The following is a 14,376-nucleotide window of genomic DNA, read 5'->3' as shown; positions in this document are numbered from 1 at the left end:
GCAATCGTACGACTTGTTACCCGCGTGCCACTGTATATTAGCAACAATGATGAGCTTGATAACAAATATTACATTGATGTTGTATTCATGCCGCATTCTGTTGTCTTACCGGGCTTCTCTCGGGCAACTTTCGTGCGCCGCAGCCAGCTCCGCCACTTTTCATCAAGGAGTCACCCGTGCCTGATCACCCCCGTGTTGTTTCTTCCCCGCTGTCTGGCAAACTGGGCCCGCTATATCTGCTGCTGTCGCTGGGCCTGGCTATGCCGGCCTGGGCCGATAGCGGCGTGTCCCTGTTTTCACCGAGCGGCACGGTCAAGGCCGTGCGCCAGGTGCGGGCCCAGTTTGCCACGCCGATGGTGCCGTTTGGCGACATGGGCTTGCCGGCGCCGTTTGCCATCGATTGTGGCAAGGCCGAGCCGGCCGTCGTGGCGGGCGCGGGACGCTGGGCTGACGAGCGCAACTGGAACTACGATTTCGAGCGCGATTTGCCGGCCGGCGTGGCGTGTAGCTTTACCTTGAAAGCGGGGCTGAAGGACCAGGCGGGCCAGCCCTTGCAGGGGGCAGCGTCGTACCGTTTCAGCACGGGCGGGCCGGCCATCGTCGAGGCCGTACCGTATGACGGCCAGCCGTATATCGATGAAAACCAGATCTTCGTGCTGGGCCTCGACGCCGCGCCGAACGCAGCCAGCGTGGCCGCCAACGCGTATTGCCGCGCCGATGGCATCAATGAAAAGATTCCCGTGCGGCAGCTTGTGGGCAAGGAACTGGAGCAGGTCTTGACCTTGCGCAAGAGCTTTCTTGACCGCTACCTGACCGTGTATTTCAAGAAGCGGGGCGTCGTATGGAAAGTGGGCATGCCCGTTGCCAGCAAGGGCGCACCGCCGCTGCCTGTCACCGTGCTGCAATGCAAGCGCAGCTTCCCTGCCAACGCCAAGGTGTCGCTGGTGTGGGGTGCAGGCATCGCCAGCGCCAGCGGCATCGCCACGGACAAGGCGCAAACCCTGCAGTTCAAGACGCGCCCCGACTTCACGGCCAAGTTCAGCTGCGAGCGCAGCAATCCGAAGGAGCAGTGCATTCCCTTCCTGCCCATGCGCGTGCAGTTTTCCGCGCCTGTGAGCGCGGCGCAGGTGCGCGCCATGACCTTGAAGGGCGGCGGCAAGACGTATGCGCCGACGATTTCAAAAGAGGAAGAAAAGGCCGAATTCCTGTATGGCGCCACGTTCAATGGCCCCTTCCCCGTGCAAGCCAGTTTCGTGCTGAATCTGCCGCCGAAGCTGACGGATGATGCGGGCCGCGCCTTGCTCAATCGCGCGCGCTTCCCCATGACGGTGCGCACGGGGGAACAGCCACCGCTGCTGAAGTTCCCGGCCCCGTTCGGCATCATCGAAGCCAAGGGCGACGGCTTGCTGCCCGTGACGGTGCGCAATATCGAACCTGTGCTGTCGGGCAAGGAAATCGCCAGGGAATCGGCACCGGCATCGGCCGCCACGGGCGCCACCTTGCGCGTGCCAGACAATGACGACAAGTTCATCATCGAGTGGATGCAGCGCCTGGCCGGCAATGGCGATGGGGGCGAATACTGGCAGCCGTATGCCCAGTATGCGGGCAACATGAGCAAATCCGTGCTGGCCGATGCGGCAGGCACGCGGCCCATCAGCCTGCCCCGTCCGGATGGCAAGAAAACCTTTGAAGTGATCGGTATTCCGCTGCAAAAACCAGGCTTTTATGTGGTCGAGCTGGCCAGCCCCATCCTCGGCAAGGTGCTGCTGGGCAAACCGACCACGGCGTATATTCGCACGGCCGCGCTGGTGACCAACCTGGCGGCGCACTTCAAGCATGGGGCGCAATCGTCGCTCGTGTGGGTGACGTCGCTGGACAAGGGCGCACCTGTTGCGAAAGCGCAAGTGGCCGTGCGTGACTGCGCCGGCAAGTTGCTGTGGCAAGGCGCCACGGGCGCGGATGGCGTGGCGCACATCCCCGGCGAGCTGGCCAATTCCAGCTGCAAGAACAATGGCCGCTACTTTATTAGTGCGCGCAGCGGCGGCGACATGACGTTCACCCTGTCGGACTGGGTGGGCGGCATCGAAGCCTGGCGCTTCAATTTGCCCACGGACGACACGCGCGCCGACAATACCTTGCTGGCAACGGTTTTCGACCGCACCTTGCTGCGCGCCGGCGAAACCGTGCACATGAAGCATTTCATTCGCAAGCACACGGGCGAGGGCATGAGCCTGGTCGACAAGAACAATGGCCCCGGCAGCGCCACCTCCGTTGTCATCACGCACCAGGGCAGCGACCAGAACTACCAGTTGCCCCTGCGCTGGTCGGCCAGCGGCACGGCGGAAAGCGACTGGGCCATTCCCGCCGACGCCAAGCAGGGCGAGTACAGCGTGACGATGGCGGGCCGCCCATCCGGCAGTTTCAGGGTCGAGGCCTTCCGCGTGCCCACCATGAAGGCCGTGCTGCAGGGTCCGAAAGCGCCCGCGGTGCAGGCGAAGCAGGTGGCCCTGGATGCGCAAATCACGTATCTGGCCGGTGGCGCCGCCACCAACGCACCGGTCAAGCTGCGCACGGTGCTGCAAGACAAGAGCGTGACTTTTGCTGATTATCCCGATGTCAGCTTCAGCAATGGCGACGTGAAGGAAGGGCTCGTCAAGCAGGGCACGGGCTACGACGACGATGAAGGCGAGTGGCAGGATGAGGGCAATGGCGGGCGCGCCGGCGCCGGCGCGACGGCCGCGCGCACGCAAAGTTTGACCTTGGACAAGGCGGGTGGCGCGCGCATCGTCATCGACCAGCTGCCGCAACTGTCTTCGCCGCGCGACCTGGTGGCGGAAATGGCTTTCCAGGACGCGAATGGCGAGACGGCCTCGGTCGCCACGCGCGTGCCGCTGTGGCCATCGAATGTCGTGATCGGCATCAAGCCCGACGCCTGGGCCTTGAGCAAGGATGCCTTCAAGTTCACGGTCGCCGTGCTGGGTACCAATGGCAAGCCCGTGGCGAATGCGGCGGTCGCCGTGGATTTCTTCCAGCGCAATAGCTATTCGCACCGCCGGCGTTTGATCGGCGGCTTCTATGCATATGAAAACAGCAGCGAAGTCGTCAAGCTGGGCTCGGCCTGCACTGGCAAGACGGACAACAAAGGCTTGCTGATTTGCGACGTGAAGGCGCCTGCCAGCGGCAATTTGATTCTGCGCGCCCGTACGCAGGATAGTGCGGGCAACGCGGCTGTCGCCAACCGCGAAACCTGGGTGGCCGGCAGCGGCGACTGGTGGTTCAATGCCAGCGACAATGACCGCATCGACGTGCTGCCTGAAAAGAAACGCTATGAACCGGGCCAGGAAGCGAGCTTGCAGGTGCGCATGCCGTTCCGTTCGGGCACGGCGCTGATCACGGTCGAGCGCGAAGGCATCCTCGACACTTATGTGCGCCAGCTCAATGGCCGGGAACCGGTGGTGAATATCCCGGTCAAACCGAACTACGCACCGAATGTGTATGTGTCCGTGTTTGTCGTGCGGGGCAGGGTCGATGGCGTGCAGCCGACGGCGCTGGTGGATCTGGGCAAGCCGGCCTACAAGATGGGCATCGCGCCCCTGAACGTGGGGTGGCAGGCGCATGAGCTGAATGTCATGGTGGTGTCCGACAAGGAAGTATATAAAACGCGCGACAAGGCGGAGGTATCCGTGCGCGTGCGCCGCGCCGACGGCAAGCCGTTGCCGGCTGGCGCCGAAGTGGCGCTGGCGGCCGTCGATACGGGCTTGTTGGAACTGATGCCCAACGATAGCTGGAAATTGCTCGATACGATGATGGCGCAGCGCAGCCTGCAGGTGGAAACGGCGACGGCGCAGATGCAGGTGATCGGCAAGCGCCACTTCGGCCGCAAGGCCTTCCCGGCCGGCGGTGGCGGCGGCAAGGGCGCCAGCCGCGAACTGTTCGACACCCTGCTGTTCTGGAAGGGTACCGTCAAGCTCGACGCCAAGGGTGAAGCCACGGTGCAAGTGCCGCTGAACGATTCGCTGACGGCGTTTCGCATCGTCGCCATTGCCAGCGCCGGCAAGGAATTGTTTGGCACGGGCAGCACGGATATCCGCAGCTCGCAAGACTTGATCCTGATGTCGGGCTTGCCGACACTCGTGCGTGAAAGCGATCAGTTGCGCGCAGGGTTCACTGTGCGCAACACCTCGGCCGCCTCCTTGAGCGTGGACCTCAATGCCAGCGCTGCCGGTAAGGCCTTGCCGCGCCAGAGCTTGACCCTGGCGGCTGGCGAAGCGCGCGAAGTGGGCTGGGATTATCAGGTGCCGCTCGGTGCGGCGAGCATCGTGTGGGATATTAGCGCCAAGGCGGGCAGCGGGCTTGGCAACACCTCCGATAAGCTCAAAATCACGCAAAAGGTAGGCCAGGCCACGCCCGTGCGCACGTACCAGGCCACCTTGCAGCAAATTGACAAGCCGATCAATATGTCCGTGCAGATGCCGGCCGGCGCCTTGCCGGGCCGGGGCGGCATCCAGACCAGCTTTGTTGCCAAGCTGGGCGGCGAGCTGCCCGGCGTGCGCGAGTACATGGCCGCCTACCCCTACACCTGCTTCGAGCAGAACACGTCGAAAGCCATCGCCCTGCAAGACCAGGATGCGTGGAACAAGCTGGCCGCCAGCTTGCCCGCCTACCTGGACAGCGATGGCATGCTGAAATACTTCCCCATCATGGAGCAGGGCAGCGACAGCCTGACGGCGTATGTGTTGTCGGCCACCAGGGAAGCGGGCTATGCGATTCCCGAGCAGACGAAAAACCGCATGGAAGAAGCCTTGACGGCCTTCGTGCAGGGCCGCATCGTACGTCGCTCCGCGCTGGCCACGACCGACCTGGCCGTGCGCAAGCTCGCTGCGCTGGAAGCGCTGTCGCGTTCGAACAAGGTACCGCCCGATGCGCTGGAGAGCTTCAGCATCAGCCCGAACCTGTGGCCCACTTCCGCCGTCATCGACTGGAGCTTGTTGCTGCAACGCACGCCAAGCCTGGCGCGCCGCGATGCGCTGCTGGCCGAGGCGCAGCAGATTTTGCGGTCACGCCTGAACTTCCAGGGCACGACCATGGGCTTCTCCACCGAGCGCAAGGATAACTGGTGGTGGCTGATGGTATCGGGCGACGTCAACGCCAACCGGCTGCTGCTGGCCGTGATGGACAACCCGGCGTGGAAGGACGACATCGGCCGCCTGGTGCGCGGCAGCATGGGGCGCCAGAAGAAGGGACGCTGGGATACCACGGTGGCCAACGCCTGGGGCACCCTGGCCATCGCCAAATTCTCGGCCAAGTTCGAGTCCACGCCCGTGACGGGCGCCAGCGCCGTGAAGCTGGGTGGCGATACGCAAGCGCTCGTGTGGAATGGCGCGGCGAAAGTCGGCCCCGTGCTGCAAGCGTGGCCGAAGGGCACGGATACGCTGGGCCTGGCGCACAGCGGCACGGGTCAGCCATGGGCTACCGTGCAAAGCTTGGCGGCCATCCCGCTCAAGGCGCCTGTGTCCAGCGGCTACACGATCAAGAAAACCATTACGCCAGTGGAACAGAAGACGACAGGCCAGTGGTCGCGCGGCGATGTCTACCGCGTGCGCCTGGACTTGTCCGCGCAGGCGGACATGAGCTGGGTGGTGGTCGACGACCCGATTCCCGCCAGCGCCACGGTGTTGGGCAATGGCTTGGGCCGCGATTCGCAGTTGCTCACGGCCGGCGAAAAATCCACGGGCTGGGTCTGGCCTACCTTCGAGGAACGGGCGTTTGATGCTTTCCGTGCGTATTACGCGTTTGTGCCGAAGGGCAGCTGGAGCGTGGAATACACGGTGCGCCTGAACAACGCAGGCGACTTCAGCCTGCCGGCCACGCGCATCGAAGCCATGTATTCGCCCGAAATGTTTGGCGAGTCGCCAAATGCGAATGTGAAGGTGGGGCAGTGAAACGTCTGGCTTTGATGATGTGTTGCGTGCTGGCTGGTCCGGCATCCGCGCAAGCGGTGCTGACGCCGGCCCAGGTGCAAGCCGCCTACCGCAGCTCGGAAGCGCAACTGCTGGACCGCAGCGGCGCGCCCCTGCAATCGTTGCGCGTGGATATGAAAGTGCGGCGCTTGCCGTGGGTGCCGCTGGCCGACATTTCTCCCGCCGTGCACCAGGCTGTGCTGCTGGCGGAAGACCAGCGCTTCATGCGCCATGGCGGCGTGGATGTGTCCGCGTTGGCCACGGCTGCCTGGGACAATCTGTTTTCGAAAAAGCCCCGGGGCGCCTCGACCATCACCATGCAGCTGGCAGGCCAGCTGGACGCGGACTTGCAGGCGTCCGCGGGCGGACGCAGCCTGCGCCAGAAATGGGACCAGATGCGCGCCGCCCAAGCCATCGAGGATAGCTGGAGCAAGGCGCAGATTTTCGAGGCGTACTTGAACCTGGTGTCGTTCCGCGGCGAGCTGCAAGGCATCGCGTCCGCCTCGTACAGCCTGTTCGGCAAGGCGCCGTCCGGCTTGAATCAGACGGACGGCATCATTTTGGCCAGCCTCGTACGGGCGCCGAACGCGCCGCCGGCCACCGTCACGCGCCGTGCCTGCGCGCTGGCGAAAGAGTGGCGCATGGATAGCAGCTGCCAGCTGATCGGCCAGCGCGTGCAGACGGCCTTGCAGCGTACGGCCCTGTACGCGGACCTGGCCCCCGCGCCGCAAGTGGCGCAGCAACTGCTGAAACAGGCGGGTATGCAGGTCGCCAGCACCCTGGACGGCCCCTTGCAGCGCTTCGCACAGGAAAATCTGCGCCAGCAACTGGCGTCCTTGCGCGAGCGCAATGTCAACGATGGCGCCATCATCGTGCTCGACAACCGCAGCGGAGAGATCCTCGCCTATGTCGGCAATGCGGGCGGCAGCCATGTCGATGGCGTGGCGGCCCTGCGCCAGGCCGGTTCCACCTTGAAACCATTTTTATATGAACTGGCGATCGAACGTCGTTTGATGACGGCCGCCTCCGTCATGGACGACTCGCCGCTGGACGTCGCCACGGCGTCCGGCATGTATGCGCCGCAAAACTACGACCGCAACTTCAAAGGTTACGTCAGCGCCCGCACCAGCCTGGCCAGTTCCCTCAACATTCCCGCAGTGCGCACGGTGCTGTTGACGGGGCAGGACGGCTTCTACAATCGCCTCAAGGACGTGGGCCTGGCTAGCCTGACGGAACCGGCCGAATACTACGGCCCTTCGCTGGCGCTGGGTTCATCCGAAGTGACCCTGCTGGAACTGGCCAACGCCTACCGCGCGCTGGCCAATGGCGGGCTGTACAGCACGGCCAGCCTGCAGCCGGGGCAGGCTGGCAAGGACAGGCGCCGCGTGATGGAACCGGGCGCCGCCTTCATCATCGGTGACATCCTGGCCGACCGCGCCGCGCGCAGCATGACCTTTGGCTTGCGCAACGAACTGGGGACGAACTTCTGGAGCGCCGTCAAGACGGGCACCAGCAAGGACATGCGCGACAACTGGTGCATGGGCTACTCGGAGCGCTACACGGTGGGCGTGTGGGTGGGCAACTTCGATGGCAAGCCCATGTGGGACGTCTCGGGCGTGACGGGCGCCGCGCCCGTGTGGCGCGACGTGATGGATTATCTGCACAAGAACGTGCCCAGCCATGCGCCGAAAGCGCCGCCCGGCGTGCTGCAGCAAATGGTGGCGTATCAGCCCGCGCTGGAAGCGCCGCGCCGCGAATGGTTTATCGCCGGCACGGAAAGCGCCGTCATCGCCGTGCTGGGCGACACCGTGAAGCCTGCCGCTATCGTGTATCCGGCCGAGGACAGCATCCTCGCCATCGACCCCGACATCCCGCCCGCCCTGCAGCGCGTCTTCTTCCAGGCCCAGGGCAGCCATGCCTTGCGCTGGGTACTCGATGGCAAGGACATGGGCGCGGCAGCCGAGAGCATCAGCTGGCGCCCCGTCCCTGGCAAGCATGCGCTGGCCCTCGTCGACGACGCCGGCAAGACGGTGGCCAGGGTGGCGTTCCAGGTGCGGGGCAATGCGCTGGCGCAGCTGAATTAGGCGGAGCGATTTATGCCCTTGGCTAGCTTCTAGCGTAGTGTTGTCAAAAAGTATTTACGGCGCGCTGAGGATGTTCGTCAGCGCGATGCGGTAGGCCGGCTGCACGTCGCCATCCTGGTCCAGCTTGTCCGTCATGATCAGGCCGTAGCCCTGCGCGTACCACACGTATTCACCGCTTTGACCCTTGCTCTTGCCGCCCACGTCATGCAGCTCGAACTTGCAGGCGTCGGGGAAGCGGCGCCCGCCCAGTTCCAGGCGTTCCCAGCCCAGGAAGGTGATGGAAAAATCGCGTTTATCCGTGCGCGTCGAGGTGGTGATCTTGTCGGACAGGCCGGCCAGCGGGTAGTGGGTGCTCGTTTGCGTGTCCGTGAAGCGCACCCGCACTTCCTGGCCGGGGCGCATGTTGGCGGGGATGGCGGACTGCGACGTATAAACGTTCTTGCTGCGCACGGTACCGTCTTCGTTGTAATGGACGTTGCCTGTCAGGAATACCTGGCCGTCGCGGATGTCCTGATAGGACGTGGCCAGCAAGACGCCGCCATCGAGGATCAATTGCGTGCCCTTGAGTTTCTTGCCCTCGAAGGTTTCCTCGACGTTGACTTGCGCGTCGCCATTGTTCTTGCTGAACTTGATGCCCGTCGTCAGTTCCATGCACTCGCCCACCGTGGGCGCGGCCTGTACACTCGCTGCGGCCAGTACGCCTGCCGCCACCATCACTTGCCATGCTGCTTTCATTGTCATCCTAGCTATCTTGCAAAGGCGCGATGATAGCGTGCTTGGAGGCAACGTGGCGCAGCGCTGACACTATTTAGAGGGGGCGATGGGGATGCTGGGCACTGCTGGCGTCGAGGCTGGCGGTGCCGTGGGCTTGCCGCGCCGGCTGCGTTTGTCCGTGCGTGTCTTGCTGGGCTTGCCGTCGTGGATCAGCTTGCCCTTGTTGTCCAGTTTGTCGGACTGGTCCGATTGCTGGCCCGGATCGTTGCGGTTGTTGGTGTGGTTGCCCGTCTGGTTGACATTTGTCGTTGACTGGGCTTGCACCCAGGCGCCGCCCACGGTCATCAGGGTAGCGGCCAGCAAGAGAGCGGCGGTTTTCATGGCAGTGTCCTGTGCAGAGATGAGTAAGAGTTTGCATTCTCACACAGGATGCCGCCGGCACGGGTAGGACGCCGCCTCATGGCTGTGTCGGCTACTTGCTCAGATTAGCGAAATTGTTCCGTCGAGATATCAAATCGCTTGAGCTTGTCGTACAGGGTTTTTTTGGGAATATTCAGGCTGGCCGCCGCATCGATGACGTTGCCATTGTGGCGGCGCAGGGCTTCCTCGATGATGGAAATCTCGAACGTGTCGACTTGCTCGGCCAACGATGCTTCGCGGCAGCCGGCCGGGGTCAGGGTGTCGTCCAGCAAGCCCAGCACGAAGCGGTCGGCCACGTTGTGCAGCTCGCGCACATTGCCGGCCCAGCGCTGCGCCATCAAGGAGGCGATCAGTTCGCCACTGACGAGGGCGGCCGGCTGGCCATATCGCAGGGCCGCCTGCAGCACGAAAAATTCGAACAGCAGCGGGATATCCTCGCGCCGGTTGCGCAGGGCGGGCAGGGTCAGGCTGGCCACGTTCAGGCGGTAATACAGATCGGGACGGAATTTCCCCTGCTCCGCCAATACATTCAAATCTTCCTTGGCGGCGGCGATCACGCGGAAATTCACGGAAATGAGTTTGTTCGATCCCAGGCGTTCCACCTGCCGTTCCTGCAGCACGCGCAGCAGTTTCACTTGCAGGGCCAGCGGCATGCTTTCGATTTCATCGAGGAACAGGGTGCCGCCGTTCGCGTACTCGATCTTGCCGATGCGCTGGCGCTGTGCACCCGTGAATGCCCCTTCCTCGTGGCCGAACAATTCCGACTCGAAGATCGACTCGGGCAGGGCGCCACAGTTGATGGCCACGAACGGGTGGTCGCGCCGCTCGCTGAAGTCGTGCAGGCAGCGCGCGATGAGTTCTTTTCCAGTGCCCGTTTCGCCCAGGATGATGATGTCGGCAGACTTGGGCGCCAGGTTCAGCACCAGCTGGCGCACCTTGGCCATGGCTGCGCTGCGGCCCACGATGCGCGCCTCGATGCCGACCCGTTGCTCAAGCTGGCGGCGCAAGTTCATGTTTTCCAGCACCAGGTGGCGCTTGTCGAGTGCGCGGCGGCACACTTCCACCAGCAGGTCGGCGGAAAACGGCTTTTCGATGAAATCGTAGGCGCCACGGCGCATGGCGCCCACGGCCATCGATACGTCGCCGTGACCGGTGACGAGGATGACGGGCAGACTGGCATCCTGCGCCACGGCGATATCGAGCAGTTTCAAGCCATCCATGCCGGGCAGCTTGATGTCGCTCAATAAAATGCCGGCAAATTCGGGCACCAGGTAGGGCAGCGCTTCCTCGGCCGTGGCGACGGCCGTGACTTGCAATCCTGCCAGTTCCAGCGATTGCCGGGCGCCCTTGCGCACGACGGCATCGTCCTCCACCAGCAGCACTTGCATGCCCTCAAAATTATTCTCGTGCATTCCCTATTCCTTCGTCTCTATCTTATTCTCCCTCGGGGCGCAGCTCAGGGTGATGGTGAATTGTGCGCCGCCCCCTTCCTGCGCGCTGCGGTTGCGCACGGCCAGCGCGCTGCCGGCCGCCCGCAGTATGCCTGCGCTGATCGACAAACCCAAGCCCAGTCCGTGTTCCTTGGTGGTATAGAAGGGATCGAAGATCTTGTCGAGCGAGGCCAGCGGGATGCCGGGGCCATTATCGGTGATATGCAGTACGGCGAGGTCGCCCTCGCGCCGCACCTGGAACCATATCTGCACGGGTTCGCTTTCTGGCACGGCATCCATGGCGTTCGTGATCAGGTTGGTAAACACCTGTTCCAGGCCGATGGCGTTGCACAGCACGGTGATGTCGTCCTCAAGCCAGCTTTCATGCAGGGTCAAACGCTGTGAATGCTTGCGCGTGCGGATTTGCAGCATGGTTTGCGCAAACGCCTGGCGCACGCTGACGGGTTTGCGCGCATCGTCGCTGCGCCGCGCAAAGCCTTTCAATTGCGAGGTGACATAGCCGAGCCGCTTGACGAGGTCGGAAATGGTTGACAGGTTGTCCAGTGCATCGTCGATGCGCCCGCGCGCCAAAAAGACCTTGGCATTGTCGGAAAACGTTTGCAGGGCGGCCAGAGGCTGGTTCAGCTCGTGCGTGACGCCGGCCGCCATCTGGCCGATGGCCGCCAGCTTGCCGCTTTGCACCAGTTCCGCCTGGGCGTAGCGCAAGGTTTGCTCGGCCCGCTCGCGCTCGGCTACTTCCGCCTGCAGGCGGCCATTCGCATGCACGAGGTCGGCCGTGCGCTGCTCGACCTTGATTTCCAGCTGTTCATAGGCGCGCGCCAGGGTTTGTTGCGCATTGAGCTTGTCGGCGATGCGGCGTCGACGCTGGCGCGCATACATCAGGGCCAGCAGCAACAAGGCCCAGCCCAGCGCGGCGGCGATGGCCGCGTTGCGCGCCGCCTCATCGACCTGGTCGAGCTCGGCCAGCACGGTAATTTGCCATTGCAGCGGGCCCAGCGCGCGGTTCACGGCCAGATAGTTCACCTTGTCGGCGCTGCCGGACAGGGCCGGCGTGTCGCCAGCCTGCGGGCGCTCCAGGGTCATCACGCTGGCGCCGTCGGCGAACTGGCGCTGCACCTTGTGCGGCAAAATGGGGAGATTTTCCTGCAGGAACTGGCGCTGCGCGCTGATATCGTTCTTTGCGGCCGGCGACAGCGGCGCCAGGGTCTTGAATTTGAAGGCGGGTGTGGTCGCCAGGATGATCACGCCATTCGCATCCTTGACCCAGATCTGTTCGCCTGCGCCGGGCGTGCGCCACGATTGCTCGATCCAGTCCAGGTTGACCTTGGCGGCGACGATGCCGATGATGCGCCCGTTGCGCTGCACGGGCTGCGAAATGAAATAGCCGGCCTCGAAGGTGGAGAAGCCGATGCCGTAAAAGCGGCCGATGCCGCCCGCGAACGCATCCTTGAAGTAGGGCCGGAAACCATAGTTGACGCCCACATAGGAGCTGCGGTCTTGCCAGTTGCTGGACGCCAGGGTCGTGCCCTTGTCATCGAGCACATAGACGGCAAAGGCGCCCGCGCGGCGGTTCATGTCGACCAGGTAGGCGTTGATCTGCGCGACTTTGTCGGCGCTGGGCTGTTCCAGCAATTGCGCCACGGCATCGCTCTGGGCCACGGCCAGGGGCAGGAATTCGTACTTGTTGAGGGCGCCGCCGATGGACGCAGCATACAGTTCCGCGCGCGAATCGAGCGTGCGGTGCAATTCATCGAGCTGGCGCTGTTTGACCCAGGCATACGAAGCCCACGTCAGCACGACCAGCGAGCCCACGGCCAGCAGGGGGCCGAGCGCGGGTCTCAGGGTCCATTTGCCGAATGCCATGGTGCTCCGTGTATTTGGTTAAGCTTGCGTGTGCCGCAAAGAGGGAATGGTAGTGTACGGCGGGATTCACCCGAGTGGGTGAATCCTGATTTACGATTGACAGGCAAACTTGCAGTGTCTGACAAAACCGTAGCGAGCGGAAGGGAGAGGTGGCCGAGAAGCGCAACCGTACTCTAGTACGGTGAGCATCGCAGGCCGCCTATACCGACGCGCAGTAGGTTTGGTCAGATATCACTAATCAGCAGTACTCGCCATCGTTTCTGCGTTATGGTGCCTTTGCTGCTCTTCCATCACCATCTCGCCCAACATGCGCTTCAGGCGGTTGAACTCGGGGTCGCTCGGGTCGCGCGGGCGGGGCAGGTCGATGGCCACGTCGCGCTTGATGGTGCCGGGACGGTAGGTCATGACGATGGTGCGGTCGGCCAGGTAGATCGATTCCTCGATCGAGTGCGTGACGAACACGATGGTGGTGCCGAAGACTTTCCAGATTTTCAGCAATTCATCTTGCAGGTTGCGTCGCGTCAAGGCGTCCAGTGCGCCGAACGGTTCATCCATCAGCATGATCGGTGAGTCGAGGGCCAGCACACGGGCGATCGCCACGCGCTGGCGCATGCCGCCCGACAAGTCTTTCGGGTAGCGGGTACGGAATTCCGTCAAGCCCAGCATGTTGAGCAGCATGTCAACCCGTTCCTTGATTTCGGCCGGCGTCTTGCCGGCGATTTCCAAGCCGAAAGCGATATTGCTTTCGATGGTCATCCATGGGAACAGCGCGTATTCCTGGAACACCATGCCGCGGTCGGGACCGGGCTCGGTGATCAGCTTGCCGCCAGCGAGGATCTGGCCCGATGTCGGCTGCGAAAAGCCGGCAATGGCGTTGAGCAGGGTCGACTTGCCGCAGCCGGACGGCCCCAGCAGGCAGATGAACTCGCCGCTGGCGATTTCCAGGTTGATATCCTTCAGGGCGATGACGTCTGCGCCGCCCGTGGTGAAGATTTTATTGACTGCGTTGATATTGATCGTGGTCATGGCCGTTCCTCTTAGTGTTCCAGGCCGCGGTGCCACTGCAGCAAATGATTATTCAGGGCATTCATGGCGATATCGATGGCCAGGCCGAACAGGCCGATGGTGAACATGCCAGCGATAATCTTGTCGGACCAGAAGTACTCGCGCGCTTCCAGGATGCGGAAACCGAGGCCGCTGTTGACGGCGATCATCTCCGCCACGATCACGACGATGAAGGCCGTGCCCATGCCGATGCGCGCGCCAGCCAGGATGTAGGGCGTGGCGGCCGGCAAGATAACGCGGCGGAACATCGTCATCTGGCTGGCGCCCAGGTTACGCGCGGCGCGAATATAAATGCCGTCGACCTGGCGTACGCCGGCGATGGTATTCATCAGCACGGGGAAGAAGGAACCGATGCTGATCAGGAAGAAGGCGGGCGGGTTGCCCAGACCGAACCACAGGATCGCCAGCGGAATGTAGGCGATGGGCGGAATCGGGCGCAGTACCTGCACCAGCGGATCGAACAGTTTATAGACGGTCTTGTTGGTACCCATCAGCAGGCCCAGTGGCAAGGCCAGGCCGGCGCCGATGGCGAAGCCGCCCAGCACGCGCGACAGGCTGGCCCAGGCGTCATGCGGCAGTTCGCCGGAGAACATCCACACCAGGTAATTGCCCGCTTCGGGCGTGTACGCTTCCATGGGAATCAGGTATTCATACCACTTCACCACCACGGCCACGGGCGAGGGCAGGATTTGCGGATTGATCCAGCCGAACGTGGACAGCGCCTGCCAGAACAGCAGCACGGCCACGGGCACGGCGGCACCGTGCACGAAGCGTTTCATCATTTGAATATTCATCGTGATACTTTCAGATTGGCGTGGT

8 protein-coding genes are annotated in these 14,376 nt (G+C 63.2%); 2 read left to right on the top strand and 6 right to left on the bottom strand.

All coding sequences use genetic code 11. From position 1 onward, the window contains the following. The first annotated feature begins 176 nt into the window (after positions 1-176). Entirely contained in the window at positions 177-5,942 is a 5,766-nt protein-coding gene (locus ACQ4WY_RS18395; protein ID WP_436505234.1) for an alpha-2-macroglobulin family protein, read from the top strand. Positions 5,943-5,959: 17 nt separating this feature from the next. Next, entirely contained in the window at positions 5,960-8,044 is a 2,085-nt protein-coding gene (gene pbpC / locus ACQ4WY_RS18390) for a penicillin-binding protein 1C (protein ID WP_436505451.1), read from the top strand. Between the two features lie 54 nt (positions 8,045-8,098). On the opposite strand, the gene ACQ4WY_RS18385 is transcribed toward pbpC, so the two are convergent. The 6 genes from ACQ4WY_RS18385 to ACQ4WY_RS18360 form a co-directional block, all read right to left on the bottom strand. Beyond that, positions 8,099-8,779 (bottom strand): hypothetical protein, encoded by a 681-nt coding sequence (locus tag ACQ4WY_RS18385; RefSeq protein WP_436505233.1) that lies wholly within the window; start codon positions 8,777-8,779, stop codon positions 8,099-8,101. A 69-nt stretch (positions 8,780-8,848) separates the two neighbouring features. Beyond that, entirely contained in the window at positions 8,849-9,139 is a 291-nt protein-coding gene (locus tag ACQ4WY_RS18380) for a hypothetical protein (RefSeq protein ID WP_436505232.1), read from the bottom strand. A 104-nt stretch (positions 9,140-9,243) separates the two neighbouring features. Beyond that, entirely contained in the window at positions 9,244-10,590 is a 1,347-nt protein-coding gene (locus tag ACQ4WY_RS18375) for a sigma-54-dependent transcriptional regulator (protein WP_353658152.1), read from the bottom strand. 3 nt (positions 10,591-10,593) lie between these two features. Further along, positions 10,594-12,492, bottom strand: coding sequence for a sensor histidine kinase (locus ACQ4WY_RS18370; protein ID WP_436505231.1), 1,899 nt, complete (start codon positions 12,490-12,492; stop codon positions 10,594-10,596). A 234-nt stretch (positions 12,493-12,726) separates the two neighbouring features. Beyond that, a complete protein-coding gene (locus ACQ4WY_RS18365; protein ID WP_353658150.1) occupies positions 12,727-13,518 on the bottom strand; it encodes an ABC transporter ATP-binding protein in 792 nt (263 codons plus the stop codon). Positions 13,519-13,529: 11 nt separating this feature from the next. Continuing rightward, positions 13,530-14,351 carry an ABC transporter permease gene (locus tag ACQ4WY_RS18360; RefSeq protein ID WP_436505230.1) on the bottom strand — a complete coding sequence of 274 codons (822 nt, stop codon included), beginning with the start codon at positions 14,349-14,351 and terminating at the stop codon, positions 13,530-13,532. Positions 14,352-14,376 lie beyond the last annotated feature (25 nt).

It is taken from the genome of Janthinobacterium salmonicoloratum, from assembly GCF_051380845.1.
Lineage (GTDB): Bacteria > Pseudomonadota > Gammaproteobacteria > Burkholderiales > Burkholderiaceae_D > Janthinobacterium > Janthinobacterium lividum_F.
This window is presented reverse-complemented; position numbering and strand designations above follow the sequence as displayed.

Bases quoted from the DNA above. Each gene is read 5' to 3' on its own strand.
- ACQ4WY_RS18375 (WP_353658152.1), bottom strand. From the start codon at position 10,590: ATGCACGAGAATAATTTTGAGGGCATGCAAGTGCTGCTGGTGGAGGAC.
- ACQ4WY_RS18365 (WP_353658150.1), bottom strand. From the start codon at position 13,518: ATGACCACGATCAATATCAACGCAGTCAATAAAATCTTCACCACGGGC.
- ACQ4WY_RS18360 (WP_436505230.1), bottom strand. From the start codon at position 14,351: ATGAATATTCAAATGATGAAACGCTTCGTGCACGGTGCCGCCGTGCCC.
- ACQ4WY_RS18385 (WP_436505233.1), bottom strand. From the start codon at position 8,779: ATGAAAGCAGCATGGCAAGTGATGGTGGCGGCAGGCGTACTGGCCGCA.
- ACQ4WY_RS18380 (WP_436505232.1), bottom strand. From the start codon at position 9,139: ATGAAAACCGCCGCTCTCTTGCTGGCCGCTACCCTGATGACCGTGGGC.
- pbpC (WP_436505451.1), top strand. From the start codon at position 5,960: ATGTGTTGCGTGCTGGCTGGTCCGGCATCCGCGCAAGCGGTGCTGACG.
- ACQ4WY_RS18370 (WP_436505231.1), bottom strand. From the start codon at position 12,492: ATGGCATTCGGCAAATGGACCCTGAGACCCGCGCTCGGCCCCCTGCTG.